We start from the raw sequence: 24,622 nt of genomic DNA on the forward strand, positions 1-24,622 counted from the left end.
CGGGTGCGGGGCTCGTCAGAGGGTCACCGGCATGCGTTTCCGGTTGCGTACGGGTGTGTTTCCGTGACGTTTCGTTGCGTGAGGGTTTCGGAAAGCTCACCGGACACGTCCGGTACGGGGCGGCTCCGGGGATCAGGGAGAATGGGCGCCATGAGTGTTCGTACCCAGTCATCCGAGGAGCCGGCCGAGGCCGCCCACCGCGCCGGTTTCGCCTGCTTCGTGGGACGGCCCAACGCGGGCAAGTCCACCCTCACGAACGCTCTGGTCGGCCAGAAGGTGGCGATCACGGCGAACCAGCCGCAGACGACGCGGCACACGGTCCGTGGCATCGTGCACCGGCCGGACGCCCAGCTGATCCTGGTCGACACCCCCGGCCTCCACAAGCCGCGCACACTGCTGGGCGAGCGCCTCAACGACGTCGTCCGCACGACGTGGGCCGAGGTCGACGTGATCGGCTTCTGCCTCCCCGCGAACGAGAAGCTCGGCCCCGGTGACCGGTTCATCGCCAAGGAGCTGGCGTCCATCAAGAAGACGCCGAAGATCGCGATCGTCACCAAGACCGACCTCGTGGACAGCCGGCAGCTCGCCGAGCAGCTCATCGCGATCGACCAGCTCGGCAAGGAGCTGGGCTTCGAGTGGGCCGAGATCGTGCCGGTGTCGGCCGTCGGCGACAAGCAGGTGGACCTCCTCGCCGACCTGATCGTCCCCCTCCTGCCGGAGGGCCCGGCCCTCTACCCCGAGGGCGACCTCACCGACGAGCCCGAGCAGGTCATGATCGCCGAGCTCATCCGGGAGGCCGCGCTGGAGGGCGTCCGCGACGAGCTGCCCCACTCCATCGCCGTCGTCGTCGAGGAGATGCTGCCCCGTGAGGGCCGGCCCGCCGACAAGCCCCTCCTCGACATCCACGCCTTCGTCTACATCGAGCGCCCCAGCCAGAAGGGCATCATCATCGGCCCCAAGGGCAAGCGCCTGAAGGACGTCGGCATCAAGTCCCGCAAGCAGATCGAGGCGCTGCTCGGCACCCCGGTGTTCCTGGACCTCCATGTGAAGGTCGCCAAGGACTGGCAGCGGGACCCCAAGCAGCTGCGCCGCCTCGGCTTCTGACCCAGCCGCCCGTCAGTCCAGGGCGAACGGGTTCCTCGACGTCGGCAGACGCTGATCGACGAACAGCTCGGCGGGGGGCGTCTCCACGGGGAGCGGCTCCGGGGAGCTGTGGCCGTCCACGCAGCGTGCGAAGGGGCCGGTGACGGGGTCGAGCAGGGCCCGTACCGTCGGGTCGAGGTGGTGGACCCACCAGTTGGACATGCCGAGGCCGGCGTCCCAGCGAAGCGCCTCCCAGGCCCGCCACAGCGAGTCCAGCCGGGACAGCGCCTCGGCGTGCCGGTACCACTCGGGGCACCACACCCGTCCGGAGCCAGGGGCCGGGCGGGAGACGAAGTGGACGAAGCGTTCCGTGACGAACTCGCCGACATTGCCGTAGAACAGCTCCGCCGGCCGGGCGGCGCTCTCCTCGTCCCGCCGGATGTCCTCGACGGATTCCTCCTGGAACTCCTCCGGGAACTCCTCCCGCCCGGTGCCGGCCGACGGTGATGTCATCGCGTCATACTCCTCTTCGCAGCTGTACGTCGACGGCCTCCGCATGGCGGCCGACCCGCTCCAGGGCCCTCGCCAGCCCCTCGACGATCCACCTGAGCCCGTTCTGCTTGCTCGGGTCCCCCGCCACCACGTCCCGGTAGAGACGCAGGGCCCGCCGGGCCGGCCGCAGCGCCCGGGCGGCCCGGCGTATGTCGTGCCGCCCGCACAGGCTCAGCGTCTCGCCCAGCCCGTGCAGCAGCCACGCGGCGTCCTCCGGCGGCTGACCGGGGCGCGCGAGCAGCGCCGCGCACGCCTCCTCCGCCTCCAGCGCGGTCCGCCAGGCCGCCGCGTCCTCGCCCGCTTTCGCCCGGCTGTTGGCCAGCCGCAGCAGGGCGAAGCAGTGGGGCCACTCCTGGCCGTCCCGGTCCGCGGCGAGGAACCCGCGCCGCAGCCGCACCTCGTGCTCCGCGACCCGCACGGCCTCGGGAAAGACGCTCGCCTTCAGCAGGGCCCGGCACAACTCCGCGCAGGTCGCGGCCAGTTGCTCTTCCTGGGCCGGGTCGGAGGCCGCCAGCTCTCCCCGCAGCCGGTACGCCTCGCGCAGCGCGGTCACCGCCCGGTCGGCCAGCGCCCAGGACGTCCCGTAGCTGGAGCCGAGGTCGTGCAGACACTCGGCCAGCCCCCGTCGCGCGCCCTCGTCGACCCGGGCCAGCCGCCGGTAGTGCGGCAACGCCTGGCGCAGCACGATCCGTACGGCGATCTGCCGGTCGTGGCGCCAGTACAGGTCGGACAGGTCGTGGAGCGCGGTGGCGTACCCCTCGGTGTAGAGGCTCGGCGCGTACTCGCTCAGCCGCCGCCGGACGGCGAGCCCCTCGTTCAGCGCGTCGAGCGCCTCGGCGGGGCGGCCCAGGACGTCGTAGGAACGGGCGAGGCCCAGAGCCGTGCCGGACCGCGAGTTCAGATCGCTGGCGCTGAGCGGTTCGGCGCGCGCGTAGACCTCCAAAGCCTCCCGCGCACACTCCGCCGCCGCCTCGTGGTCGCCGGCGCGGGAGAGGAACGTGGCGCGGGTGCCGAGCGACTGGGCGAGGTCCGGCACCGCCGTCCCGTACGGTTCCCGCGCCATCGCCCGGCGGTGCTCGATCGCCTCGTCGACACACGCCCGCGCGGCGGCGTCGTCGCCCGACGAATGGCGTTCCCAGGCCAGGTTGTGCAGCATCCGCGCCAGGGTGGGCCGGTGGACGGCGGGTAGCTCCTCGGCCAGCGGGCGCATCAGACCGATGGCCTCCCCCAGCAGCGCCATGCACTCGGTGTGCGGGCGTCCGGCGGAGTCGAGGTCGACGGCGAGGCTCATCAGGGCGCCCGCGAGGTCGGCGGTGTACGCGTCGGGGTTCTCCCCGGCCAGCCGGCGGGACGCCTCGACCGCCTCCTCGCTCAGCGACACCGCCTCCGGATGCCGCTGGAAGCGCCACAGGCTCGCGCCCCGCTCCGCGAGCGCCCGGGTGAGCAGCAGCGGATCGAGATCGGGCCGCCGCGCCACCAGGTCCCGGGCCCGGCGGACGGCCTCGGCGCTGTGGTCGTCGGACCGGGCGACCTGGTCGAAGCCGAGCGCGCTCGGGTCGAGCCGCCAGACCACCTGGGACTGGTGGATGAGGGCCCGCACGAGTCCGCTCGCGCGTCGCTCGCCCTCCTCACCGCCCGCTTCGCCGCCCGCTTCATCCGCTTCATCCGCTTCCTCCACGAGCGCGCGGAACAGCTCCAGCGCCCGGCCGCCGACGTCGTGCGCCCGCTCGGGGCTCCCCGTCATCCGCAGGGCCTGGGAGAGCATCAGCAGCGAGTCGGCCCACTCCGTGCGGTGGGTCGCGCTCCCGTCGGCCGCGAGCCGCTCCCGCAGTTCCGCCGCCGCGGCGGCCGCCTCCCGGGCCCGCGCCCAGTCACCGACCGCCGACTGCCGTTCCGCCAGGTTGTGCAGTGCCCACGCCCGGTCGCGCGGGGCCCGCGGATCGTCCCCGGCGGCCCCGCACAGCCCGCTCAGCGCGCGGGCGACGTCGAGGGCGTACTCCCGCAGCACATGGGACTGTTCGGGCAGCGTGTCGGAGTGCGCGCGCAGCACGGCCGCGGTCAGCGGCGCGTCGGCGGGCACCGAGCGCAGCGTCCGGCGCAGCCGGCCGATGACGGTGTACGCCTCCTCGGCACGACCCGCGCCCGCGTGGGCGACGGCCGCGCGGGCCAGCACGGTGAGGGTCTGCACCCGCTGGTGGTCCGGCGCCCGGTCGAACAGCAGCCCGAGCAGCCGGGGGTCGAGGAGAATCTGCTCGCAGGCGTGGGTCTCCGCCAGCCGGTCGGGCTCCAACTGGCCCCAGTAGCGGTCGTCGGCCGACGGGTACAGGTCGCGCAGCCAGGCGGCGACCTCGGCGATCAGCAGCGGCGACTCGGCGGGCAGCAGCCGCGCCACGGTCGCGTGCGCCTCCGTCTCACCGAGCGCGGGGCACAGGACGGCCGCCGCCACCGCCCGGGCGAGCAGCCCGTCGCCGAGCCGGCCGAGCCCCCGGCGGTCGGCGCTCTCGTGCCAGTACTTCGTCTCGTGCTCCAGCAGCTCCGCCTCCAGGCTCTCCCCGTCCTGCGAGGGGAGCCGGACCCGGCGCAGCAGCGCCGCGAGGGCCGCCATCTGCACGGTCAGCGCCGTCTCGGTGCCCGGGGCGGCCGTGGCCCGGCGGGCCGGCAGGGTCTCGGCGAGCCCGGCCCAGTCGACGTCCGGGTCCCCGGTGGCCTCGGCGAGCCGGCGGGACAGGTCACGGGCCGCCGTGCGGAAGGCGTGTTCGCGGTCGGGTGCGGCGGGGCTGAGCGCGTGCAGCCGGATCTCGCGCAGACCGCGGGCGGCCCGGGTCTGCCAGGTGCCGAGGGAGCGGGCGAGCAGCAGCAGCCGCACCGGGTGACGGGCCTGCTCGGTGCGCTGCCGCAGCTGCCTGACCAGCTCGGGCCGGGTCTCGGCGTAGTCGACGACCAGCAGCAGCGGATGCCGGACACCGCGCAGCACGTCGAGGTCGGGCGGGTCGTGGACCACCTGTCCCGCCACCCAGCCCAGGTCCCGCATACGGGCCGTCAGCCGCCGGGCCAGCCGGGTCTTGCCCTGACCGCCGGGAGCGGTGATCACCCGGACGGCGGGGAAACCACCCGAGTCCGTCAGACACCACCGCTCCAGCTGTTCGAGGGTGTCCTCCCTGCCGTGGAACGACACGACCTCGGCGTCGGCCCGCAGCAGCATGCTGGGCGAGCCGATCTCCCGTTTGGGCGGTGCCTGCTCCAACAGCCGGGCCAGCTCGGCGGGTTCGGCCTGCGGGTCGACGGAGGTCGCCTGCCTCACCACCGCCCGGAACCCGTCGAGGGCCAGCAGGTCCTCGCTGCGCGTGTACGTCAGCCGGGTGCCCTGGCCGGGCCGGCGGTCGTACCGCACCACCCCGAGCAGCAGGGCCCCGCCGTCCGCGAAGACGGCCGCGCCCGACATCCCGGACCACGAGGTGGTGCGCGCGGCGGTCGTACCGTCGAGTCCCGAGAGGTCCGCGCGGAGGGGTCCCGCGTCGTCGAGGATCTCGTGGGGCGGGCCGGCGTGCGGGCGTACCCGGCCGATCAGCACCTCCCGGTCCCGGCGGCCGGCCGCGGTCCGCTGCTGGCGGGGGAAGCCCAGGGCGGCGACCGGGATCTGAGTGCCGACGGTGACGCACCGGCCCCAGCGCTGCGGGCGGCGGCCGAAGGCCCCGCGCAGCGTGCTCGGCGGCGACCACCGCCCGTCGTCGGCGGGGATCTCCAACAGCGCGGCGTCCACGGTCTCCCCGTCGTCCCGCCGCCACCGCACCACCACCGGGAACCGCTCCGTCCCGCCGGGCAGGGACACCGTGATCGCGCCGTCCGCCTCCGGGGGCACCAGATGCGCGGCGGTCAGCACCAGCCGGGGCGCGACGAGATAGCCGCTTCCGAAGCCCGCGCCGGCGCGGACCTGGACGACCTGCGTCTCCTCCACCGTTCGGCCCCCGCGCGCCCCGGCCTACTCCACGTCACCCACGGCGACGTCGCCGCCGCCGTCGTGCTCCGGCTTCAGCGTCAGGGTCACCCGCTGCACCGACCGCCTCGCGCGCTCCGTGCGGGCGTCGGCCTCCACGACACCGAACCGCAGCGCCCCGCCGCCGTTGCGGGTCCGCACCAGCTCGACCTCGAACTCCGCGGTGATCTCCCCCACCACGAACCGCAGCGGGGACCCCTGTCCGCGCCGCTGCGCCTCCGCGAGCTGTGTCCGCAGCACCTCGACGGCATCGGCCAGGTCCAGCCAGTCCTCGTCCCGACCACCGCTCGCCATGACCCGCCCTCCGTCACCCCGTCACGTTGCGCGCCCATCCTAGTGGCCCCGCCTCAGGAGCCCCCGGCGGCAACCCACTTCACCTCCCCGATGCCGGAACACGAATGTGCCGTCACCCCCCCGGCAGCCAGGGGGTGACGGCACGTTCAGGCCGGGTGCGCGGGGTCCGTTAGCGCGTCCACCAGGCGGCCGACGCGTCGCGCAGGGTGTTCGTACCGCAGTGGATCTCGCCCATGCCCTGGTGGTACGTCTCCCAGTCGTCGATGTACGACACCTTCATGCCGGCGGCGGTGTACGCGGCCGTCACCGCCTCGGTGAAGATGTCCTTGCCGCCGATGACGGGGCCCCACTGGCGCGGTGCCAGGTAGTGGGTGCGGCTGAGCACGATGCCGTTGACGGCACCGGGAACGTACGCGCTGGTCATGACCGACGGGGCGGGCGCGGCGGGGCTGCCGACGGCGCCGTTCGCGGACGGGGCGGCGCTGCCCGGCACGGCCCGGTCGAGATTCCGCTGCTGGCCGTGGTCGCGGGCCACGTCGGGGAGTTCGGCGCCCGCGCCGAGGCGGCTCAGCCGGGGCAGGCGGAGCTTCTCGTCACCCGACTCGCCCCGCTGCTCCCGGCCCTGGGTGAACAGCGCCGGCACGCGCACGACCTCGGCGTCCGTGACGCCCGTCTCACGCTTGAGGATCGCGAGGTTGGCCTCGATACGGCGCGTGGCGAGGTTGTTGTCGGAGACCAGCGTCTTGGAGGCGAGGGCCTCGTTGATCGTCTCGGTCGGGCCGACCGGCAGCGAGAACATCCGCTTCGCACCGTGCCCGGCGGCCTTGGCGTCCCGCAGCAGCTTCAGGCCCGCCTCCGGGTCCGCGACGGCGAGCTTCCAGCCGCGCGGGGTGTCGGCGGGCAGGAACTGCACGAACTCGTCGACGTGACCCACGTGCAGCCAGGAGGTGTCCAGGAACAGCGGGTCCTGAAGCCCCTGCGACTTCAGGAACGTCCGCATCACCTTGGCCGGCTTGGAGCCGCTGTCGGGGCGGTGCCCCATGATGATCCGGCCCGCCGGGAAGGACCGGTCGCCGTGGGCGTAGGGCGGGATGGTCTCCACGTTGCCCATGGAGTTGAGCGTCCACTCCTCGGAGGGGCGGGCACCGGTCACCTGGACGGCGCCGACGTTCGGTCCGCGCAGCTTCTCGAACAGCTCCCGGCCCGCCTCGCGGTCCATCTGCGCCGAGCGCAGCAGCACCCGCATGACCTGCCGCCGCCCGTCCGCGCCGGTCATGCTGACATAGCCGGGCTCCACGAAGTCCTGCGCCCAGACGTCCTCGTACTTGGTGAAGTTGATCGTCGGCTTGGTGATGCCGGCGGCCCGCGCGGCCTTGTCCAGGCCCTCGCGGAAGACGCGGTTGCGCTTCGCGTAGCCCTCGGTGCCGGCGATCTTGGTGACCATCAACTGCTGGGTGTTCTGCAAGTGGTGGTGGGTGAGGACCGGCGCCACCCGCAGGGTCACCGTGTCGGAGGACGTGCCCGCGGAGGACTTCACGGTCAGCCGGATCCGGGCGGTGCCGTCCCACTTGGCGGTGTCCCGGATGACGTCCCGCGCCTCGACGCCGAACTCCACGCCCGCCCGCAGCTCGGCACGCGTCAGCCGGGTCTTCGAGGTGACCGGCACCCAGGTGCCGGCCCGCTTCAGGAAGACGCGGGCCTTGTCGGCGCCGGCGGTCACCTTCACTGTGCCCTGCGCGCCGGCCGGCAGGCTCGCCATCGGCACGGAGCGGATCCGCGCCAGGTCGGCGGCGTCGGCCGTGCCGTTCACCTTGGTGTCGGAGGCGTCGTTGCAGGCGGCCAGCTTGGCGTCGGACAGCGGCTTGCCGCCCGCCGCCTTGGTGGGGCAGCGCTTGGTGTCGTCGTCGATGTTGGGCAGCATCAGCGCGCCGCGCCCGACCGTCCAGCCGTTCTCACCGGCGTTGTCCGTGGTGCCGGTGACGTCGACCTGGCCGTCCCGGTTCGCGTCCACCCGCAGATCGGTCGGCGGCGCCCCGTCCGCGAACGCGACGGGCGCCGCGAGCGACGGCATGGCGAGCAGGGTGCCGGAGACGGCGAGCACGGCTATCGCACGGCGTGCGGGGCGGGTGAGGGCGGATCTCGGTGAACGCGTGGGCACAGGGCGTCCCTTCAGCAACGTGGGTGGTCGTCACAGAAGAGGGCCGAACCGGGGGATCCGTTCCCTGTGCGCCGGCTGTGCGTCGGGTGATCTACTCCACTCCCCGGATGCGCCCCACGAACACCGCCCCCGCCAGGCCGATCACCGCGGCCACGAGGTACAGCGTCCGGTAGCCGCCGAGGTACGTCACGATCGGCGCGGCGATCACCGGGGCGACCACCTGGGGAAGGGAGTTGGCGATGTTGATGACGCCGAGGTCCTTGCCCCGGTCGCGCGCCTTCGGCAGCACGTCGGTCATGAGGGCGAAGTCGACGGAGGCGAACACACCGAAGCCGAGCCCGAGGAGCGCCGAGGCGACGATCGCGCCGGGCCAGGTCGGCCACCCGGCGATCAGCGCCGTCGCGACCGCCATCAGCAGCCCCGACCAGTACACGAACGGCTTGCGGCGCCCCACCCGGTCCGACCACACCCCGGCCACCACCACTGTCGCCAGCAGCATCGCCGCGTTCACCGCCGTGAGGATCAGCACCCCCTGCTCGGGGTCGTGGTACCCGACGCGGTCCCGCAGGTAGAACAGCAGATAGAGCAGGCCGATGCCGTTGCTCAGGTTCACCAGGAAACGCGTCAGCCACGCCCACGCGAAGTCCGGGTGGCGGCGCGGGCTCAGCCAGAACCCGGCGAGGAAGCCCCGCCACGACCACACCGGCCGGTCCGCCACCGACAGCCGCGGATCGGGGTGGCGCAGGACGTAAGGCAGCACGCCCGCCAGCGTGAACACCGCGCACGCCGCGTACCCCGCGCCGACACCCCCGCCGAGCGTCGCGAGCCCCGTGCCGCCGACCACGCCCAGAATCTGCGCGGCGCCCAACCAGCCGCCGACGGCACCCCGTTGGAGCCTGGGCACCCGGTCCGGCACCGCCGCGGTGACCGCCGCCCAGGACGCGTTGAGGGTCAGCTGGACCAGACACCAGCCGGCCGCCATCGTCCACAGCCCGCCCGCGCCCGCAAGGAGCAGCAGCGCCACCGCGCCGCCCGCCGCGCCCGCCACGATCCACGGCGTACGGCGCCCCCAGCGGGACGTCGTACGGTCCGACAGCGCGCCGAACAGCGGGGTGGCGACCAGGGAGACGACCGCGCCGGCGCCCGTCACCCAGGCCAGCATCGACTCCTTCGACATCCCGGCACCCGGCGCGAAGCGCTCCGCCTGGGAGGCCAGCAGGATCTGCAGCGGGCCGTACCAGCCCACCCAGATCGCCGCGTTGGCCAGTGCCAGCGTGGTGGTCCAGCCCCCGCCGACCCGGGTGACGGGTTCGGCGAGGGCGTCGACCGGCTGCGTCGTCGTCATGCCCGGCGCTGCGCTCTCAGCAGGTCCCGGTACCACCCGTACGACGCCTTGGGCGTCCGCTCCAGCGTCGCGTAGTCGACGTGGACGAGCCCGAACCGGCGGGCGTAGCCCTCCGCCCACTCGAAGTTGTCGAGCAGCGACCACACGAAGTACCCGCGGACGTCGACGCCCGCCTCCACGGCCCGGTGGAGCGCCCGGACATGGCCGTCCAGATAGGCGATGCGCTCCTGGTCGTCGACGCCCTCGTACGAGCAGCCGTTCTCGGTGATGACCACGGGCGGCAGCCGGTCGCCGTACCGGTCCCGGAAGGCGGTGAGGAGGTCCGTCAGGCCCGACGGCACCACCGGCCAGCCGAAGTCCGTCGTCGGGACGTCCTCGATCTCCTTGACGGTGAAGGGCAGTTCGGCGGGGATCGTCACACCGCCGAACTCGATGTCGGTGCCCTCGGGGGCACCCACCCGGGTCGGCGCGTAGTAGTTGATCCCGTACCAGTCGATCGGCTCGGAGATCACCTTCAGGTCCGCCGAGACGTCGTCGCCCGGCATCAGCTCGCCGATCCCGTCCGGGTACTCGCCCAGCAGCACCGGCTCCGCGAACAACCGGTTCAGCAGCAGGTCGTAGAAGGCCGCCGCCTCCACGTCCGGCTGCTGTGCGGACGCGGCCCACGTCGGCCCGTGCGAGTTGGCGATGCCGATGTCGAAGGCCCCGGCAGCACGCAGCGCCCGTACGGCCAGACCGTGGCCCAGCAGCTGGTGGTGGGCGGCGGGCAGGGCGTCGAACATCAGCTGCCCGCCCGGCGCGTGGGTGCCCAGCGCGTGGCCCAGCAGGGTGTGCTCGGCGGGCTCGTTGAGAGTGATCCACTTGGTGACCCGGTCACCGAGGCGGTCGGCGACGACGGCGACGTACTCGGCGAACCGCTCGGCGGTGTCCCGGTTCAGCCAGCCGCCCGCCTCCTGGAGCGACAACGGCAGGTCCCAGTGGAAGAGGGTCGGCACCGGGCGGACGCCCGCGCCGGCCAGCTCGTCCACCAGCCGGTCGTAGAAGTCCAGTCCGCCGGGGGCGTTCACCCGGGGCCAGGACACCGAGAAGCGGTACGCGTCCACGCCCAGCTCGCGCAGGAGGGCCACGTCCTCGGGGTAGCGGTGGAAGTGGTCGCACGCCACGGCCGCGTTCGAGCCGTCCTTGACGCGGCCCTCCTCGGCCGTGAAGGCGTCCCACACGGAGGGCTCGCGCTGGTCCGCGGCCCCCTCGATCTGATGCGCGGAGGTCGAGACGCCCCACAGGAAGCCGGCCGGGAACTGGGGGATCGGGTTCGTCGCCATGCGCGGATCATCCGTACCACGGGTAACGGAAGTCAACGGCCGCGAACGATTGCCCCGTTACCGCCGGGTATCAGCAGGGGCCCGCACCTCACGCCCCTTCCTTGAGCACCCTTCTGATCAGCTCCCGCTGCTCCTCGGTCAGTCCGGGATCCGCGCAGTGCACGGTCCGCCCGTCGACCGTGATCGCGTACGAGAACCCGTCCGGCACCCCCGGCGGGGCCGCGCCCCGGCCGCCGGCGAGTGCCCCCTCGGCCAGAGCGCGCCATTCCAGGGCATCGGGCCGCCCCGCGGTGTCCACCACCGCGTGCCGCTCGATGCCCGCGAAACCGCCCGTGCGCCGCACCTCAATCCGCATGGGTCATGTCTAGTACGGAACTACAGCGTGCGCACGCCCACCTGTTCCCAGGCCTTGAGCACGGCCGTCAGCTCGTCGCCCTGCCCGTACCGGTCCTTCGTGGCCTTCACCGTGAGCGTCGCGAAGTCCACGAACAGCGCCTGCTGCTTGAGTTCGCCGCCGGTCAGCACGTCGTACCAGATCTGTCCGGCCCGCTCCCAGGCGTAGCCGCCGAGGGCGGTCGCCACCAGGTAGAACGCGTGGTTGGGGATACCGGAGTTGATGTGCACGCCGCCGTTGTCGCGGCCCGTGCGGACATAGCCGTCCATCGTCGCCGGCTGCGGGTCCTTGCCGAGCACGTCGTCGTCGTACGCCGTGCCCGGGGCCTTCATCGAGCGCAGCGCGACCCCCGTGACACGCGGCGCGAGCAGCCCCGCCCCGATCAGCCAGTCCGCCTCGGCGGCGGTCTGACCCAGCGTGTACTGCTTGATGAGGGAGCCGAAGACGTCCGACATCGACTCGTTGAGCGCACCCGGCTGGCCGAAGTACGTGAGGTTCGCAGAGTACTGGGTGAGACCGTGGCTGAGCTCGTGGCCGATGACGTCGATCGGGATGGTGAAGTCGAGGAAGATCTCGCCGTCGCCGTCGCCGAACACCATCTGCTCGCCGTTCCAGAAGGCGTTGTTGTAGTCGCGGTCGTAGTGCACGGTCGCGTCCAGCGGCAGCCCGCTGCCGTCGATCGAGTCGTGCCCGTACGCCTTGAGCAGCAGCTCGAACGTCGCGCCCAGGCCCGCGTAGGCGCGGTTGACCGTGGCGTCCCTGCCGGGCTCCTCGCCCTCGCCGCGCACCTGGTGGCCGGGCAGGGTGGTGCCGTGCCGGGCGTCGTAGATGGTGCGGTGGGGTGTGCCGGGCTCGGCGCCGACGGGCGCGGTGATCGCCGGGGCGCCGATGACGGTGGTCAGCCGGCGGCGGGTGCGTTCGAGTGCGTCGCGCTCCAGGGTGCGGCGGGCGGCGCCGGAGAGCGCGGAGTCCTCGGCCTGGGCGAGCTTGTCGAGGACGTGGGGCGGTACGACTGTGCAGAAGACGGGCTCGTGGCCCCCGTTTGTCGTCATGAGTCGCACGATTGCACTCCGTTAGGGGCGTGTCACTAGGGGCAACCTTGATTGGTGAAATGTCGCCGTATGGGTTGCGAATCGTCACCACCGTGTTACTGAGGGTGTCCTTCGGGGTGCGGGTGCGTGGGGGTTGATCGCGCAGTTCCCCGCGCCCCTTCGGTTGGCCGGTGTGGTCTCGCGCACCTTTTGCCCCTATTGATTCCTTGGTCCCGCATACTGATACGACCCCGCGCGACAGAAGAGACTCGGCTACGCTGCTCCGCATCATGCGTTTCGGGCTGCTTCTCCTTAGCTGCCGCGGCGAGGGCCTGTAGTCGAGGCCGACCCCCTCCCCGCGGTGCTCTGGCGTTGCGTTGTCGGCCGTCCTTTCGGACCATCGAGGAGCCCACGCATCATGGCGAACCGCCAGCAGCCCACGTCCATGCCGATCCACAAGTACGGGCAGTACGAGCAGGTCGACATCCCCGGCCGCACCTGGCCGGACAACCGGATCACCGTCGCCCCCCGCTGGCTCTCCACCGACCTGCGCGACGGCAACCAGTCCCTGATCGACCCGATGTCGCCCGAGCGCAAGCGCCGGATGTTCGACCAGCTGGTCAAGATGGGCTACAAGGAGATCGAGGTCGGCTTCCCGGCGTCGGGGCAGACCGACTTCGACTTCGTACGGTCGATCATCGAGGAGCCGGGCGCCATCCCGGACGACGTCACGATCTCCGTACTGACCCAGGCCCGTGAGGACCTGATCGAGCGGACCGTGGAGTCGCTGAAGGGCGCCAAGCGGGCCACCGTGCACCTGTACAACGCCACCGCCCCCGTCTTCCGCCGGGTCGTCTTCCGCGGCTCCAAGGACGACATCAAGCAGATCGCCGTCGACGGCACGCGGCTGGTCATGGAGTACGCCGAGAAGCTGCTGGGCCCCGAGACCGAGTTCGGCTACCAGTACTCGCCGGAGATCTTCACCGACACCGAGCTGGACTTCGCGCTGGAGGTCTGCGAGGCGGTCATGGACGTCTGGCAGCCCGGCCCGGGTCGCGAGATCATCCTCAACCTGCCCGCCACCGTGGAGCGTTCGACGCCGTCCACGCACGCCGACCGCTTCGAGTGGATGGGCCGCAACCTGTCCCGCCGTGAGCACGTCTGCCTGTCGATCCACCCCCACAACGACCGCGGCACGGCCGTCGCCGCCGCCGAGCTGGCCCTGATGGCCGGCGCCGACCGCGTCGAGGGCTGCCTGTTCGGGCAGGGCGAGCGCACCGGCAACGTCGACCTGGTCACCCTGGGCATGAACCTGTTCTCCCAGGGCGTCGACCCGCAGATCGACTTCTCCGACATCGACGAGATCCGCCGCGTGTGGGAGTACTGCAACCAGATGGAGGTCCACCCGCGCCACCCGTACGTGGGCGACCTGGTCTACACGTCCTTCTCCGGCTCCCACCAGGACGCCATCAAGAAGGGCTTCGACGCCATGGAGGCCGACGCCGCCGCCAAGGGCGTCACCGTCGACGACATCGAGTGGGCGGTCCCGTACCTGCCGATCGACCCCAAGGACGTCGGCCGCTCCTACGAGGCCGTCATCCGCGTCAACTCCCAGTCCGGCAAGGGCGGCATCGCCTACGTCCTGAAGAACGACCACAAGCTGGACCTGCCGCGCCGGATGCAGATCGAGTTCTCGAAGATCATCCAGGCGAAGACGGACGCCGAGGGCGGCGAGGTCACCGGCTCCGACATCTGGGCCGTCTTCCAGGACGAGTACCTGCCGAACCCGGACAACCCGTGGGGCCGCATCCAGGTCCGCAACAACCAGTCGACCACCGACAAGGACGGCGTGGACACGCTGACCGTGGAGGCCGAGGTCGACGGCGCGCGGACCACCCTGGTCGGCACCGGCAACGGCCCGATCTCCGCGTTCTTCCACGCGCTGCAGGGCATCGGCGTCGACGCCCGGCTGCTGGACTACCAGGAGCACACGATGAGCGAGGGAGCCTCCGCACAGGCCGCCTCGTACATCGAGGTCGCCATCGACGGCAAGGTCATGTGGGGCATCGGAATCGACGCGAACACGACCCGCGCCTCCCTGAAGGCCGTCGTCTCCGCCGTCAACCGCGCGGCGCGCTGACCAGCCTCACCGGCGGTTTGAAAGCCCCGTTCGCCGCATTCCGGCGGGCGGGGCCCGTCGTTTACCGGCCAAACCCTGTGGAGGTCACGGGAAGGCATCGTCCGGAGTACTGACTGCGCCTCACCGATGTGGCTAACATCACGCAAGCGCGGCGATGTTGCCGTGGAGCTACGGAGGTGCGACGTGCTGCCAGGACGGGGACCAATCGGCCGTGCCGCCGGGCTCGCGCGCGGCGGGGAGGCCGGGAACGCCGGGCCGACCGGAGGCGCCGCGCGGCTCACGCGTCTCATGGGCACCCGGATCGCGTGGACCGGCGTCGGCGACGGCGAGTTCTTCTGCCCCGGCTGCGGAGGCGACCGCAACTACCAGCGCCTCACCGGACGCCGCCGCTTCACCCTCCTCGGGGTCCCCGTGCTCCCGCGCGGCGAGACCGGCCCCGTCGTGGAGTGCGCGGCCTGCCGCCACCACTACGGCACGGAGGTCCTCGACCACCCCACCACCGTCCGCCTCTCGGCGATGCTCCGCGACGCCGTCCACACCGTCGCCCTGGCCGTCCTCGCGGCCGGCGGCACCCGCACCCGGACGTCCCTGAGCGTCGCCGCGGGCGCCGTGCGCTCCGCCGGCTTCGACGACTGCACCGAGGACCAGCTCGACGCCCTCGTCGAGGCCCTCGCCGCCGACACGGGCCGCCTCTTCGGGGAACCCTGCGGGGCGGCCGGGCTGTCCATAGAGCTGCACGAGGCCCTCGACCCGCTCGCCCCGCACCTCGCCCCCGCGGGCCGCGAGGCGATCCTCCTCCAGGGCGCCCGGATCGCCCTGGCCGACGGGCCCTACACCCCCGCCGAACGCGACGTCCTGTCCACCGTCGGCGCGGCGCTCACCATCTGCGCGGACGAGGTGACCCGACTGCTGGCAGCGGCCCGCACCCCGTCCTGACACCCGCCCCGTCCTGACACCCGCCGCGCCCTACAGCAGTCCCGCCGCCGCCAGGAACTTGCCCACCCGCTCGACCTCGTCGTCCGACAGCGGCACCTGCGGCTCCGCCGTCACCGGGCACGCGATGACGCCCCGCAGATGCAGGGCCGCCTTGAAGGCGCCGAGCGCGGCGGAGCCGGTGCCCATGCGCCGGGGGTCGCCGACGCGGACCATGCCGAAGAGGGCGCACAGCCGCTCCTGCTCGGAGCGGGCCCGGTCCCGGTCGCCCGACCGGCACAGGCGGTGCAGCCGCACGTAGCCGGCGGGGTCGACGTTGGCGAGGCCCGGCACCGCGCCGTCCGCGCCGAGGGCGAGCGCCGCGTCGACGAGCAGCTCGGAACCGGTGAGGACGGCGAAGCCGGTGACCCGGGCGTCGTCGCGGGCGCCCGTGACGACCGTACGGAAACCGGCCAGGTCCCCGCTGGAGTCCTTCAGCCCGGCGATCACCCCGTCCGCGGCCAGCTCCAGCACCACCTCGGCGGGCAGCTTGGTGTGCACGGCCGACGGGATGTCGTACGCGAGGACGGGGACCGGGGAGCGGGAGCCGAGCACACGGTAGTGGCGGGAGATCTCCGCCGGATGGGTGGCCGTGTAGAAGGGCGCGGTCGCCACCACCGCCTGCGCCCCGGCCGCCGTCACGGCCCGGACGTGGTCGAGGACGCGGGGCGTCGTCATGTCGATCGCCCCGGCGAGCACCGGGAGCTGACCGCCGACATGCCCCACCACCGTCTCCACCACCGTCCGCCGCTGCGCGTCCGTCAGGAACGCCGCCTCCGACGACGTCCCCAGCACGAACAGCGCGTCCACCCCGCCCGCCACCAGATGGTCGACCAGACGGACCAGCGAGGCGACGTCCACCTCGCGGTCGGGTGTCAGAGGGGTGCAGACGGGCGGGATGACACCGGTCAGCGGGGCGGGGACGGTCATGGCTGCTCCCTAGATGTCTCGTACGGCGCGCTCCTGCACGGCCATGGCGGTGGCCGGGGACACGGACGCCGACCGGGACGCGGCCTCGGCGACCAGGTCCCCTGTCCACTCCGTCTCCTGCACAGGATGGTGGCAGCGGAAACGGTGTCCGGGGGCCGACGCGGCCGCGAAGTCCGGCATCACCTCCGCGCACACCTCGTCCGCGCGCCAGCAGCGGGTACGGAACGGGCAGCCGCTCGGCGGCCGCGTGGCCGACGGCACCGGGCCCGTCAGCGGGATCGGGTCGATCGGGTCCAGCAGCCCCGGCGTCGCCGAGAACAGCGCCCGCGTGTACGGGTGCCGCGACCGTCCGGTGACGGCGGCGGCCGGCGCCTCCTCCACGATCCGCCCCAGATACATGGTGATCACCCGGTCGCTCATCCGCCGTACCGTCTGGATGTCGTGCGACACGAAGACCAGCGCCAGCCCGAGCCGCTCCTTCAGGTCGAGCAGCAGGTTCAGGATCTGCGCGCGCACCGACACGTCCAGCGCGCTCGTCGGCTCGTCCGCCACCACCAGGCCGGGGTCGAGGGCGAGCGCACGGGCGATCGCGACGCGCTGCCGCTGCCCGCCCGACAGCCTGCCCGGCAGCCCGTCGGCCAGCACGGGGGGCAGCCCGACCAGCGCCATCAGCTCCCGCACGCGTTCCTCGCGTTCGGCGGGCGTGCCGCGCCGGTGCACATCGAGCGGGTCGCGCAGGATCCGGCGGACGGTCAGCCGGCGGTTCAGGGCCGTGGAGGGGTCCTGGAAGACCATGCCGGTGCCGCCGCCCACGGTCGCCCGCCGCTCGTCGGGCGTCATCGACCACAGGTCCCGCCCCCGGAAGGAGACCGTCCCGGCCGTCGGCCGCTCCACGCCCACCAGCACCTTCGCCAGCGTCGACTTCCCGCACCCCGACTCGCCCACCACGCCCACCGTCTCGCCGGGCGCGATCGTCAGATCGGCGCCGGTCAGGGCGTACACCCGGTCCCGGGTGAACAGGCCGCCGCCGCGTGCCCGGTGGACCACATGGGCGCCGGAGACCTGTACGAGTGTGTCACTCACCGGGTCACCTCGTTCTCCGTCGCGGTCAGGTCCACCGCCGGGTGGTGGCAGGCCGCCGTGTGGGTGGGGGAGCCCAGCAGCGCCGGGACGGTCGTACGGCACACCTCGCTCGCGCGGGGGCAGCGGTCGGCGAAGCGGCAGCCCGCCGGGAAGTCGGCGGGGGAGGGGACGACCCCCGGGATCTGCGTCATCCGCTCGGCCGCCGACTCCAGCGACAGGACACTGCCCAGCAGACCGCGCGTGTAGGGATGGGCCGGTGACTCCACGAGGTCCGCCGTCACACCCGTCTCGACGATCCGCCCGCCGTACATCACGGCCACCCGGTCGGTGACGTCCGCGACGAGCGCCAGGTCGTGCGACACGAGGACGAGGGCGAAGCCCAGGTCCGCGCGCAGCCGTAGCAGCAGCTCGATGACCTGCGCCTGGACCGTCACGTCCAGGGCCGTGGTCGGCTCGTCGGCCACGATCAGCCTCGGGTCGCGGGACAGGGCCATCGCGATCAGCACGCGCTGGCGCTGACCGCCGGAGAGTTCGTGCGGATAGCTGCGGAGGGTGCGGCCGGGGTCGAGGCCGACCATCTCCAGCAGCGCGGCCGGGGTGCGCCCGCCGCCCCGCCGGACGACCTGCCTCAGCTGGGCGCGGATCGTCATCGCCGGGTTCAGCGACGACAGGGCGTCCTGGTAGACCATCGCCATGTCGTGGCCGAGCAGCCGGCGCCGCACCCGCATCGGCACGCCCACCAGCTGCCGCTCCCCGAACACGACCCGGCCGCGCACCCGCGCCCCCTTCGGCTCAAGACCCATCACGGTCAGCGCGGTCAGCGACTTGCCGCACCCCGACTCGCCGACCAGACCGAGCACCTCACCGGCCCGGACGTCGAAGCTGATCCCGTCGACGATGTCCACGCCCCGGTGCCGCTTCTCGAAGCCGATCGCCAGGTCCTGAACCGCCAGTACCGGCGGCCCGGCGGGCAGGGGCCGCGCCCGTGCCCGCAGCCGCCGCGTCGCCTCCGCCAGCCCCGGCAGCGCGGTCTCGTCGCCCACGGCCTCCCGGTGGTCCTCCGCCGGAGCGTCGCGCTCCGCCCCGGGGGCCGCCGGGCGGGCCGGCTCCCCGCCGCCGTCCTCCGCCCGGCGCTCCGCGTCCCGGTCCGCCGGTGCCGCCCAGGCGTCGGAGACGCCCTCGGAGAGGACGTTCAGGGACAGCACGGTGACCAGCATCAGCAGACCGGGGAACACGGTCGCCCACCAGCCGCCGGTCAGCACCATGTTCTTGCCGTCCGCGATCACGCTGCCCCAGGACGGGTCCGGCGGCCGTACGCCCGCGCCGATGAAGGACAGGGACGCCTCGAACACGATGGCCTCGGCGACCTGCACCGTGCAGAACACCAGGACGGGGGCGGCACAGTTGACGGCCACATGGCGGACCACGATGTGCCGGGTGCGGGCCCCGATGACCCGCTCGGCGGTCACATAGTCCTCGCCGTACTGGTCGAGGACGTTGGCCCGTACGACCCGGGCGACCGGCGGCGTGAACAGGAACGCGATCGCGCAGATCAGCACCTCGATGCCGCCGCCGAAGACCGCGACGAGCACGGCGGCGAGCGCGATGCCGGGGAACGCCATGACGACGTCCAGACAGCGCATCAGGGTCTCGTCGACCGCCTTGCGCGACGTCGCGGCCACGGCCCCCACGAACGCGCCCACGAGCAGGGCCAGCGCGGTGGCCCCCAGCCCGATCGCGAGCGACCAGCGCGCCCCGTGCATCAGCCGGCTGAGGATGTCCCGGCCGAGGCTGTCCTGGCCCATCCAGTGCTCGGCGGAGGGCGCTCCGGTGCCGCCGACGAGCGTCTGCTGGTCGAGCGGGTCGTGCGGGGCGAGCACCGGGGCGAACAGGGCGGTGAGGACCACGACCGAGAGGAAGCACACGGCGATCCGCGACAGCGGCGGCAGCCCCCGCCAGGCGCGCAGCCGCAGACCGGGCCGGGACAGGGCGTCCGTCAGGCGTTCGCGGGTGGTCACCATCAGGCCGAACATCAGCGCATCAGCTCGCATCCCTCAGTCGTGGGTTGACCAGCAGATGGAGGACGTCGATGACGAGGTTCACCACGACGAACCCCGCGGCCGTGGTCAGGACGACGCCCTGGACGACCGCCGGGTCGCCGTTCTTCACCGCGTCGATCATCAACTTGCCCATGCCGGGCAGCGAGAAGATCGTCTCGATGACGACGGCGCCGCCCAGCAGATAGCCGACGCGCAGCCCGAGCACCGTGAGCGGGTTGATCAGCGCGTTGCGCAGGACGTTGCGGCCCACCACGACCCGTGGCGGCAGCCCGCTCCCGATCGCCGTCCGCACGTAGTCCTTGTCCAGCTCCTCCACCACGGCCGTCCGCACGATCCGGGTGAGCTGCGCGGCCACCGGCAGCGACAGGGCGAACGCGGGCAGGGCCATCGTCTTCAGCCACCCGGTGAAGGAGTCGGCCGGATTGACGTAACCGCCGGTCGGGAACCACCCGAGGTCCACCGCCAGGTACTGGATCATCAGCAGCGCCAGCCAGAAGCCGGGCGCCGCGACCCCGGTCAGCGACACCACCCGGATGACCTGGTCCGGCAGCCGGTCCCGGTGGATCGCCGCGGTGATCCCGCCGAGCAGGGCCAGCACCACCGCGATCCCCAGCCCCAGGAAGGTCAGCTGGAGGGTGAGCGGAAGGGCGGTGGTGACCTGCTCGACCACCGGGGCCCGGGTGAGCGCGCTGGTGCCCATGTCGCCGTGGAGCAGATCCCCGACGAAGCCGGCGTACCGCACGGGCAGCGGGTCGAGGAGCCCGTTCTCCTCCCGGAACTCGTGCAGTTGCTCCGGGGTGGGATTGGCGCCCTGGAAGAACGCGGACGCCGGGTCGACGTCCGAGAACCGCATGACGACGAAGACGAACAGCACGATCCCCAGCAGGAGCGGGAGCAGCAGGGCGATCCGCCGCAGCAGGACGCGCAGGACAGCGATCACGCTAGACCCACTTGGCCTGGAGCAGGTTGATCCCCGGATAGGGCTGCGCCCTTATCCCCGACAGCCGCTTCGGGTCCCACGCCGTCATCAGCTCGTTGTGCACCACCGGGTAGAGCACGGCCTGTTCGGCGACGACGTCGAGGTAGTCCTGGACCATCGCCTTCTTCCGGTCGGCGTCCGGCTCCTTCGTGGCCCGGTCCATGTCCGCGAAGAGTTTCCTGGCCACCGGGGCGTCGGCCCAGCGCGCGTACCGCATCCACAGGTTCTGCGGGCCGTAGTTGTACCGCATGATCAGGTCCGCGTCGAGGCCGAACTGGTTGGGGTTGGAGGCGGCGGCCACGACCTGGTAGTCCTGCTTCTGGTCCATCTTCGTGAACACCGCGGTCGTCTCCTGCGGCGAGAGCGTCGTCTCGACGCCGATCGCGTCCCAGGACGCCTTGAGGGTCGGCAGGCAGTCGACGACCCAGCTCACGTTCACCGCGAGGATGTCGACGCGCAGATCGCGCACGCCCGCCTCGGCCAGCAGCGCCTTCGCCTTCTCCGGGTCGTACCCGTACACCGTCTTCGCCGGCCGGTAGCTGGGGTTTCCCTCGTTGAGGAAGGAACTCGCCGGTTTTCCGTGCCCCTTGAGGGCGACCTCGATCATCTTGTCGCGGTCGACGGCGTGGTGCAGGGCCTGCCGGACGCGGACGTCGTCGAAGGGCTTGTGCCGGGTGTTGAACATCAGGAAGAGGTTGTTCATGCCGGAGCCGCCCTGGACGGTCATCCCGCCCTTCTCCAACTGCCCGATGTCGGCGTACGGGATGTTGTCGGCGATCTGCGCCCCCGCGCTCGCCCCGGAGATCTTCGCGACCCGGGGCGCCGCGTCCACGATGGTCAGCCAGTTCATCTTCCGGAACGCGGCCGGACGGGGCCCGTTGTAGTCGGCGTACGCCTCGAACGTCGTGTTGGACTTCGGGTGGTGGGCCGTCTGCCGGTACGGACCCGACCCGATCGCCCTGCCCTTGATGGCCTCCTCCCAGGCGCCGGGCCGGGAGAAGACGTGCTTGGGCATGATCTTCGCCAGGGTCAGCCGTGCGACGCCGTCGGGGAAGGGGAACTTGAGGACCAGCTCGACGGTGCGCGCGTCGACCTTCCGGACCTCCTTCAGCCAGCTCGCGAAGAACCCCTTGGCGAGGGTCTGGGTGCCGGGGTCGAGGATCCGCTCGTAGACGAAGACCACGTCGTCGGCGGTGACCGGTTTCCCGTCGTGGAACGTGGCGCCGGGCCGCAGCTTGAACTTCCACGAGGTGCCGCCGAGGTCGCCGGGCACGGCCGTCGCGAGTGCCGCGTACGGCTCGCGGGACAGCGGGTCGGTGTCGAGGAGGCCCTCGTAGATGTGGTTGTTGGCGGCCATGCAGAACGCGGACGCGGTCTGGGTCGGGTCCCAGCTGCCGTCGTTGCCGTAGCCGATGACGGCGGTCAGGGTGCCGTTCCGTCCGCCGCCACCGCCGGTGTCGTTGGTGGACGCCGGCCCGGCCGAACAGGCGGCCAGGGCGGGCGACAGGGCAGCGGCGGCGCCCAGCGCGCCGGAGTGCCTGAGGAACGACCGTCGGGCCGGTGCCGGGGCGTCATGGGTCACATCGCGCACGGTTCCTCCAAGGAGGCAGCGGGGGAGCGAAGCGGTGGGGGCTCGATGACGGAGGTACGACGTCCTACGTCCTACAGGGGGCAGCGTGACCTTAGGAGCGCCCGTGGGGGCGGTCAAGGGATCGCACACGAATGGCGTAGCCGCCAGAGGTACGACCAATGACGGGGCAACACCGGTAGGAAACAAGGAGGGTTGAGGTGCCGTTGGGGGAGAATTCGCCGGGGCGGCCACCCGGTGTTCACCTGGTGTTCCCCCGGTCCCTTCCCGTGGTTCCCGTCCGGAGGTGGGTCGTCGGATGCCCGGCGAGCGTACGATGCGGCGCATGTCAGAGGAGAGCGGCGGCCGGCGCCGGCCCGAGCGGCGGGTGAGCGGCCAGGTCCAGCGGGCGGTGACGCAGCTGATCCTCGACCGCAAACTGCGGGCGGGGGCGCCGCTGCCCACGGAGACGGAGCTGATGGAGGACCTCGGGGTCAGCCGCAACTCCGTGCGCGAGGCCCTCAAGGCGCTCCAGGCCCTCGACATAGTCGACATCCGGCACGGCTACGGCACCTATGTCGGCGAGGCGTCCCTGACGCCGCTCGTCGACGGCCTGACCTTCCGTGCGCTCGCCCGGCCCGACGGCGACACCGCCGCGCTCGCCGAGGTCCTCCAGATCCGCGAGGTGCTGGAGGAGGGGCTCGTCCGCCGGGTCGCGGGCACGCTCACCGAGGCGGAGCTGGACGCCCTCGCGGCCGTCGTCGACCGGATGGAGGCGGCCGGCCGGGCGGGCGAGCCCGTCGCCGAACTCGACCGCGACTTCCACGAGCTGCTCTACGCCTCCCTCGGCAACGCGCTCGTCCCCCAGCTGCTCGGCGCCTTCTGGACGGTCTTCCTGCGGGTGGCCGGGGCCCGCGGCTGGACCGACGACCCCACGCCGGAGCTGACCGTCCGCCGCCACCGCGACATCGTCGCCGCCCTGCGCGCCCGCGACGTCGAGGGCGCCCAGCGGGCGATGTCGGAGCACTTCCGCGGCATCGAGGCCCGCGCGGCGACGGCTTCCCCCGAGCACACCGTGGGCCGGGACGCGTGACCCTAAGCTGACCGGATGACCGACACCGACGAATCCTGGAGCCCGGACGCCCCCGGTGTGCTGCGGCTGCCGTCCGGGCGGCTGGTGCGCGGGCGGGGCCTGAGGCATCCGCTGCCCGACGGTCCCGCGCCGACGTACGCGGTGTATCTGCTCGACAAGGAGCCGCCCGAAGTGCCCTGGGAGGCCCGCTGGTTGCGGTGGCCCGACTTCCGGCTGCCCGCCGACCGGGCGGAGGCGGCAGAGGTGTTCCGGGACGTCCGGGAGCGGGCGGCCGGGGAACGCGTCGAGGTCGCCTGCGGCGGCGGCCGGGGCCGCACCGGCACCGCGCTCGCCTGCCTGGCGGTCCTGGACGGCGTACCGCCCGAGGAGGCCGTCGCCTATGTGCGCCGGCACTACGACCGGCACGCCGTGGAAACCCCGTGGCAGCGGCGCTACGTACGCCGCTTCACCACCTGACGCCCGCGAGCCCAACGGCGGCGCGGTCAGGGACACCGGGCGCGGAAGCGGAGAGGGCCGCCGTCCTCGTGCACGGCCACGGCCACCTCCGTGGAACCCGCCGCCTCCAGCCGGGCGGGGAGCGCCGCCGGGGCGACGACGTTCATCGTGTCCCGGATGTGGAGCAGCCGGAACCGGAGGCTGGACCGGTCGGCGGCGGGTGGCTGCGCACACGGCGAAGCCCCCGCCGTCCCTGCCCGCCCCATCCGCAGGGTGCTGCCCATGAGCCCCCGCTACGGGGTTTGCCGCCGAGGCGACAACAGGGGTTCGGGTACAGCCCTCGGGGATGGGACGGGTAGGGACGGCGGGGGCGGGAGAGGGTCCCGGGCCCCCAGGTCCCCGGACCCTCCCGGCTACGGGCCGCCGAACTCGGCCGGCCCGTAGAGCGCGCCGGGCGCCCCGGTCATCAGCGCCCAGTAGCGGTCGCCGTACGACCAGTGCCACCACTCGGTGGGGTAGTTGACCAGTCCGGCCGTGCTGAGCGCCGCCGAGAGGATACGGCGGTTACCCCGGGCCGCCTCGGAGATGTGCGGCGCGTCGGTGTAGCAGGCGTCGTCGCTCTCCTCGGGGCTGGCGTCGACCGCCGTCCCCATGTCGAGCTCCTCGCCGGTGGCGGTGCACAGGGTCAGATCGACGGCCGCCCCCGCGACATGCGGCCCGATCTCCGGCGGGGAGAGGGAACGGCTGGTCTGCTCGCGCAGATACTCCTCCGGCCAGTCCGGGTTGGCGAGCCGCAACTCGGCCGCGTACGCCTCGAAGTACTCGATCTGCAGGGCCAGTGGCCGGTACCCCTCCGTCACCAGCAGCCGCAGCCCGTCCGGCAGCAGCCGGGCGGCCCTGGCCAGCCGCCAGGCCACGCCCTCGCGCAGGTGCGCGAACGCGCCCGCCGCGTCGGCCTGGCGCGGGTCGACCACCACGAAGGGCAGTTCCCTCAGATCGACGAGGGGTTCACCGCAGTCCCGGACCGGGACGCGGGCGACCTCGGGGTCGCTCATCAGGATGATCGAAGGCATGCGTCGTCTTCCACAGGGTCCACGAGTCCCGAGTGCTTCCTGGGCCTCGTACCGGAGGTGTGTCGCGGGGGATGAGGCTGCGCCCCGGGGAGGGACCTGATCCCCTGATGTCCCTCC

20 protein-coding genes are annotated in these 24,622 nt (G+C 72.8%); 5 read left to right on the plus strand and 15 right to left on the minus strand.

Annotated features, from left to right (window positions below; all coding sequences use genetic code 11):
* Positions 1 to 141 precede the first annotated feature (141 nt).
* Complete coding sequence (gene era / locus SMA5143A_RS19085; RefSeq protein ID WP_107464116.1) at positions 142 to 1,104, plus strand: GTPase Era; 963 nt, start codon at positions 142 to 144, stop codon at positions 1,102 to 1,104.
* 12 nt (positions 1,105 to 1,116) lie between these two features.
* Here the strand turns inward: era and SMA5143A_RS19090 are convergent, their stop codons facing one another.
* The 8 genes from SMA5143A_RS19090 to SMA5143A_RS19125 form a co-directional block, all read right to left on the minus strand.
* Positions 1,117 to 1,596 (minus strand): DUF4913 domain-containing protein, encoded by a 480-nt coding sequence (locus tag SMA5143A_RS19090; RefSeq protein WP_107464117.1) that lies wholly within the window; start codon positions 1,594 to 1,596, stop codon positions 1,117 to 1,119.
* A 4-nt stretch (positions 1,597 to 1,600) separates the two neighbouring features.
* Positions 1,601 to 5,590, minus strand: coding sequence for a trypsin-like peptidase domain-containing protein (locus SMA5143A_RS19095; protein ID WP_107464118.1), 3,990 nt, complete (start codon positions 5,588 to 5,590; stop codon positions 1,601 to 1,603).
* Positions 5,591 to 5,614: 24 nt separating this feature from the next.
* Entirely contained in the window at positions 5,615 to 5,923 is a 309-nt protein-coding gene (locus tag SMA5143A_RS19100; protein ID WP_107464119.1) for a trypco2 family protein, read from the minus strand.
* 169 nt (positions 5,924 to 6,092) lie between these two features.
* The gene (locus SMA5143A_RS19105; RefSeq protein WP_181361931.1) at positions 6,093 to 7,994 is read right to left on the minus strand and encodes a protein-arginine deiminase domain-containing protein; all 1,902 of its coding nucleotides are present in this window, start codon (positions 7,992 to 7,994) and stop codon (positions 6,093 to 6,095) included.
* 178 nt (positions 7,995 to 8,172) lie between these two features.
* Positions 8,173 to 9,426 carry an MFS transporter gene (locus tag SMA5143A_RS19110; RefSeq protein ID WP_107464121.1) on the minus strand — a complete coding sequence of 418 codons (1,254 nt, stop codon included), beginning with the start codon at positions 9,424 to 9,426 and terminating at the stop codon, positions 8,173 to 8,175.
* The gene (locus tag SMA5143A_RS19115) at positions 9,423 to 10,748 is read right to left on the minus strand and encodes a GH1 family beta-glucosidase (protein WP_107464122.1); all 1,326 of its coding nucleotides are present in this window, start codon (positions 10,746 to 10,748) and stop codon (positions 9,423 to 9,425) included. The genes SMA5143A_RS19110 and SMA5143A_RS19115 overlap by 4 nt, the downstream gene beginning before the upstream one ends.
* Before the next feature lie 88 nt (positions 10,749 to 10,836).
* Positions 10,837 to 11,103, minus strand: a complete 267-nt coding sequence (locus tag SMA5143A_RS19120) for a protealysin inhibitor emfourin (RefSeq protein ID WP_099964456.1) — start codon at positions 11,101 to 11,103, stop codon at positions 10,837 to 10,839.
* A 20-nt stretch (positions 11,104 to 11,123) separates the two neighbouring features.
* Positions 11,124 to 12,194, minus strand: a complete 1,071-nt coding sequence (locus SMA5143A_RS19125) for a M4 family metallopeptidase (protein ID WP_107464123.1) — start codon at positions 12,192 to 12,194, stop codon at positions 11,124 to 11,126.
* Between the two features lie 397 nt (positions 12,195 to 12,591).
* Here SMA5143A_RS19125 and leuA point away from each other — a divergent pair, with 397 nt between their 5' ends.
* Entirely contained in the window at positions 12,592 to 14,313 is a 1,722-nt protein-coding gene (leuA, locus tag SMA5143A_RS19135) for a 2-isopropylmalate synthase (RefSeq protein ID WP_107464124.1), read from the plus strand.
* Between the two features lie 183 nt (positions 14,314 to 14,496).
* Positions 14,497 to 15,249 carry a TerB family tellurite resistance protein gene (locus SMA5143A_RS19140; protein ID WP_375136514.1) on the plus strand — a complete coding sequence of 251 codons (753 nt, stop codon included), beginning with the start codon at positions 14,497 to 14,499 and terminating at the stop codon, positions 15,247 to 15,249.
* A gap of 30 nt (positions 15,250 to 15,279) precedes the next feature.
* On the opposite strand, the gene SMA5143A_RS19145 is transcribed toward SMA5143A_RS19140, so the two are convergent.
* From SMA5143A_RS19145 to SMA5143A_RS19165, 5 genes are read right to left on the minus strand one after another with little or no spacing between them, the layout of a single operon-like run.
* Positions 15,280 to 16,215 (minus strand): dihydrodipicolinate synthase family protein, encoded by a 936-nt coding sequence (locus SMA5143A_RS19145; RefSeq protein ID WP_107464126.1) that lies wholly within the window; start codon positions 16,213 to 16,215, stop codon positions 15,280 to 15,282.
* 9 nt (positions 16,216 to 16,224) lie between these two features.
* Positions 16,225 to 17,298, minus strand: a complete 1,074-nt coding sequence (locus SMA5143A_RS19150; RefSeq protein ID WP_107464127.1) for an oligopeptide/dipeptide ABC transporter ATP-binding protein — start codon at positions 17,296 to 17,298, stop codon at positions 16,225 to 16,227.
* Complete coding sequence (locus SMA5143A_RS19155) at positions 17,295 to 19,319, minus strand: dipeptide/oligopeptide/nickel ABC transporter permease/ATP-binding protein (protein WP_107464167.1); 2,025 nt, start codon at positions 19,317 to 19,319, stop codon at positions 17,295 to 17,297. Before SMA5143A_RS19155 ends, SMA5143A_RS19150 begins: the two co-directional genes overlap by 4 nt.
* A gap of 19 nt (positions 19,320 to 19,338) precedes the next feature.
* The gene (locus SMA5143A_RS19160) at positions 19,339 to 20,298 is read right to left on the minus strand and encodes an ABC transporter permease (RefSeq protein ID WP_107464128.1); all 960 of its coding nucleotides are present in this window, start codon (positions 20,296 to 20,298) and stop codon (positions 19,339 to 19,341) included.
* 1 nt (position 20,299) lies between these two features.
* Positions 20,300 to 21,928, minus strand: a complete 1,629-nt coding sequence (locus SMA5143A_RS19165) for an ABC transporter substrate-binding protein (RefSeq protein WP_107464129.1) — start codon at positions 21,926 to 21,928, stop codon at positions 20,300 to 20,302.
* Between the two features lie 313 nt (positions 21,929 to 22,241).
* On the opposite strand from SMA5143A_RS19165, the gene SMA5143A_RS19170 reads away from it, so the two are divergent.
* Both SMA5143A_RS19170 and SMA5143A_RS19175 read left to right on the plus strand, forming a co-directional pair.
* Positions 22,242 to 22,997 (plus strand): FadR/GntR family transcriptional regulator, encoded by a 756-nt coding sequence (locus tag SMA5143A_RS19170; protein WP_375136517.1) that lies wholly within the window; start codon positions 22,242 to 22,244, stop codon positions 22,995 to 22,997.
* 15 nt (positions 22,998 to 23,012) lie between these two features.
* Positions 23,013 to 23,453, plus strand: coding sequence for a protein-tyrosine phosphatase family protein (locus SMA5143A_RS19175; RefSeq protein ID WP_107464130.1), 441 nt, complete (start codon positions 23,013 to 23,015; stop codon positions 23,451 to 23,453).
* A gap of 26 nt (positions 23,454 to 23,479) precedes the next feature.
* Here SMA5143A_RS19175 and SMA5143A_RS19180 read toward each other — a convergent pair whose 3' ends face one another.
* Positions 23,480 to 23,716 (minus strand): hypothetical protein, encoded by a 237-nt coding sequence (locus SMA5143A_RS19180; RefSeq protein ID WP_219923596.1) that lies wholly within the window; start codon positions 23,714 to 23,716, stop codon positions 23,480 to 23,482.
* Positions 23,717 to 23,845: 129 nt separating this feature from the next.
* Positions 23,846 to 24,505, minus strand: coding sequence for a M15 family metallopeptidase (locus SMA5143A_RS19185; RefSeq protein ID WP_107464131.1), 660 nt, complete (start codon positions 24,503 to 24,505; stop codon positions 23,846 to 23,848).
* Between the last annotated feature and the right edge of the window lie 117 nt (positions 24,506 to 24,622).

This window comes from Streptomyces sp. MA5143a, from assembly GCF_900290235.1.
GTDB lineage: Bacteria > Actinomycetota > Actinomycetes > Streptomycetales > Streptomycetaceae > Streptomyces.

Excerpts from the sequence above, each read along its gene's own strand:
- SMA5143A_RS19100 (WP_107464119.1), bottom strand. The coding sequence starts at position 5,923 with ATGGCGAGCGGTGGTCGGGACGAGGACTGGCTGGACCTGGCCGATGCC.
- SMA5143A_RS19175 (WP_107464130.1), top strand. The coding sequence starts at position 23,013 with ATGACCGACACCGACGAATCCTGGAGCCCGGACGCCCCCGGTGTGCTG.
- SMA5143A_RS19105 (WP_181361931.1), bottom strand. The coding sequence starts at position 7,994 with ATGCCGTCGCTCGCGGCGCCCGTCGCGTTCGCGGACGGGGCGCCGCCG.
- leuA (WP_107464124.1), top strand. The coding sequence starts at position 12,592 with ATGGCGAACCGCCAGCAGCCCACGTCCATGCCGATCCACAAGTACGGG.
- SMA5143A_RS19125 (WP_107464123.1), bottom strand. The coding sequence starts at position 12,194 with ATGACGACAAACGGGGGCCACGAGCCCGTCTTCTGCACAGTCGTACCG.
- SMA5143A_RS19170 (WP_375136517.1), top strand. The coding sequence starts at position 22,242 with ATGCGGCGCATGTCAGAGGAGAGCGGCGGCCGGCGCCGGCCCGAGCGG.
- SMA5143A_RS19115 (WP_107464122.1), bottom strand. The coding sequence starts at position 10,748 with ATGGCGACGAACCCGATCCCCCAGTTCCCGGCCGGCTTCCTGTGGGGC.
- SMA5143A_RS19155 (WP_107464167.1), bottom strand. The coding sequence starts at position 19,319 with ATGGTGACCACCCGCGAACGCCTGACGGACGCCCTGTCCCGGCCCGGT.
- SMA5143A_RS19180 (WP_219923596.1), bottom strand. The coding sequence starts at position 23,716 with ATGGGCAGCACCCTGCGGATGGGGCGGGCAGGGACGGCGGGGGCTTCG.
- SMA5143A_RS19185 (WP_107464131.1), bottom strand. The coding sequence starts at position 24,505 with ATGCCTTCGATCATCCTGATGAGCGACCCCGAGGTCGCCCGCGTCCCG.
- SMA5143A_RS19145 (WP_107464126.1), bottom strand. The coding sequence starts at position 16,215 with ATGACCGTCCCCGCCCCGCTGACCGGTGTCATCCCGCCCGTCTGCACC.
- era (WP_107464116.1), top strand. The coding sequence starts at position 142 with ATGGGCGCCATGAGTGTTCGTACCCAGTCATCCGAGGAGCCGGCCGAG.
- SMA5143A_RS19090 (WP_107464117.1), bottom strand. The coding sequence starts at position 1,596 with ATGACATCACCGTCGGCCGGCACCGGGCGGGAGGAGTTCCCGGAGGAG.
- SMA5143A_RS19110 (WP_107464121.1), bottom strand. The coding sequence starts at position 9,426 with ATGACGACGACGCAGCCGGTCGACGCCCTCGCCGAACCCGTCACCCGG.
- SMA5143A_RS19120 (WP_099964456.1), bottom strand. The coding sequence starts at position 11,103 with ATGCGGATTGAGGTGCGGCGCACGGGCGGTTTCGCGGGCATCGAGCGG.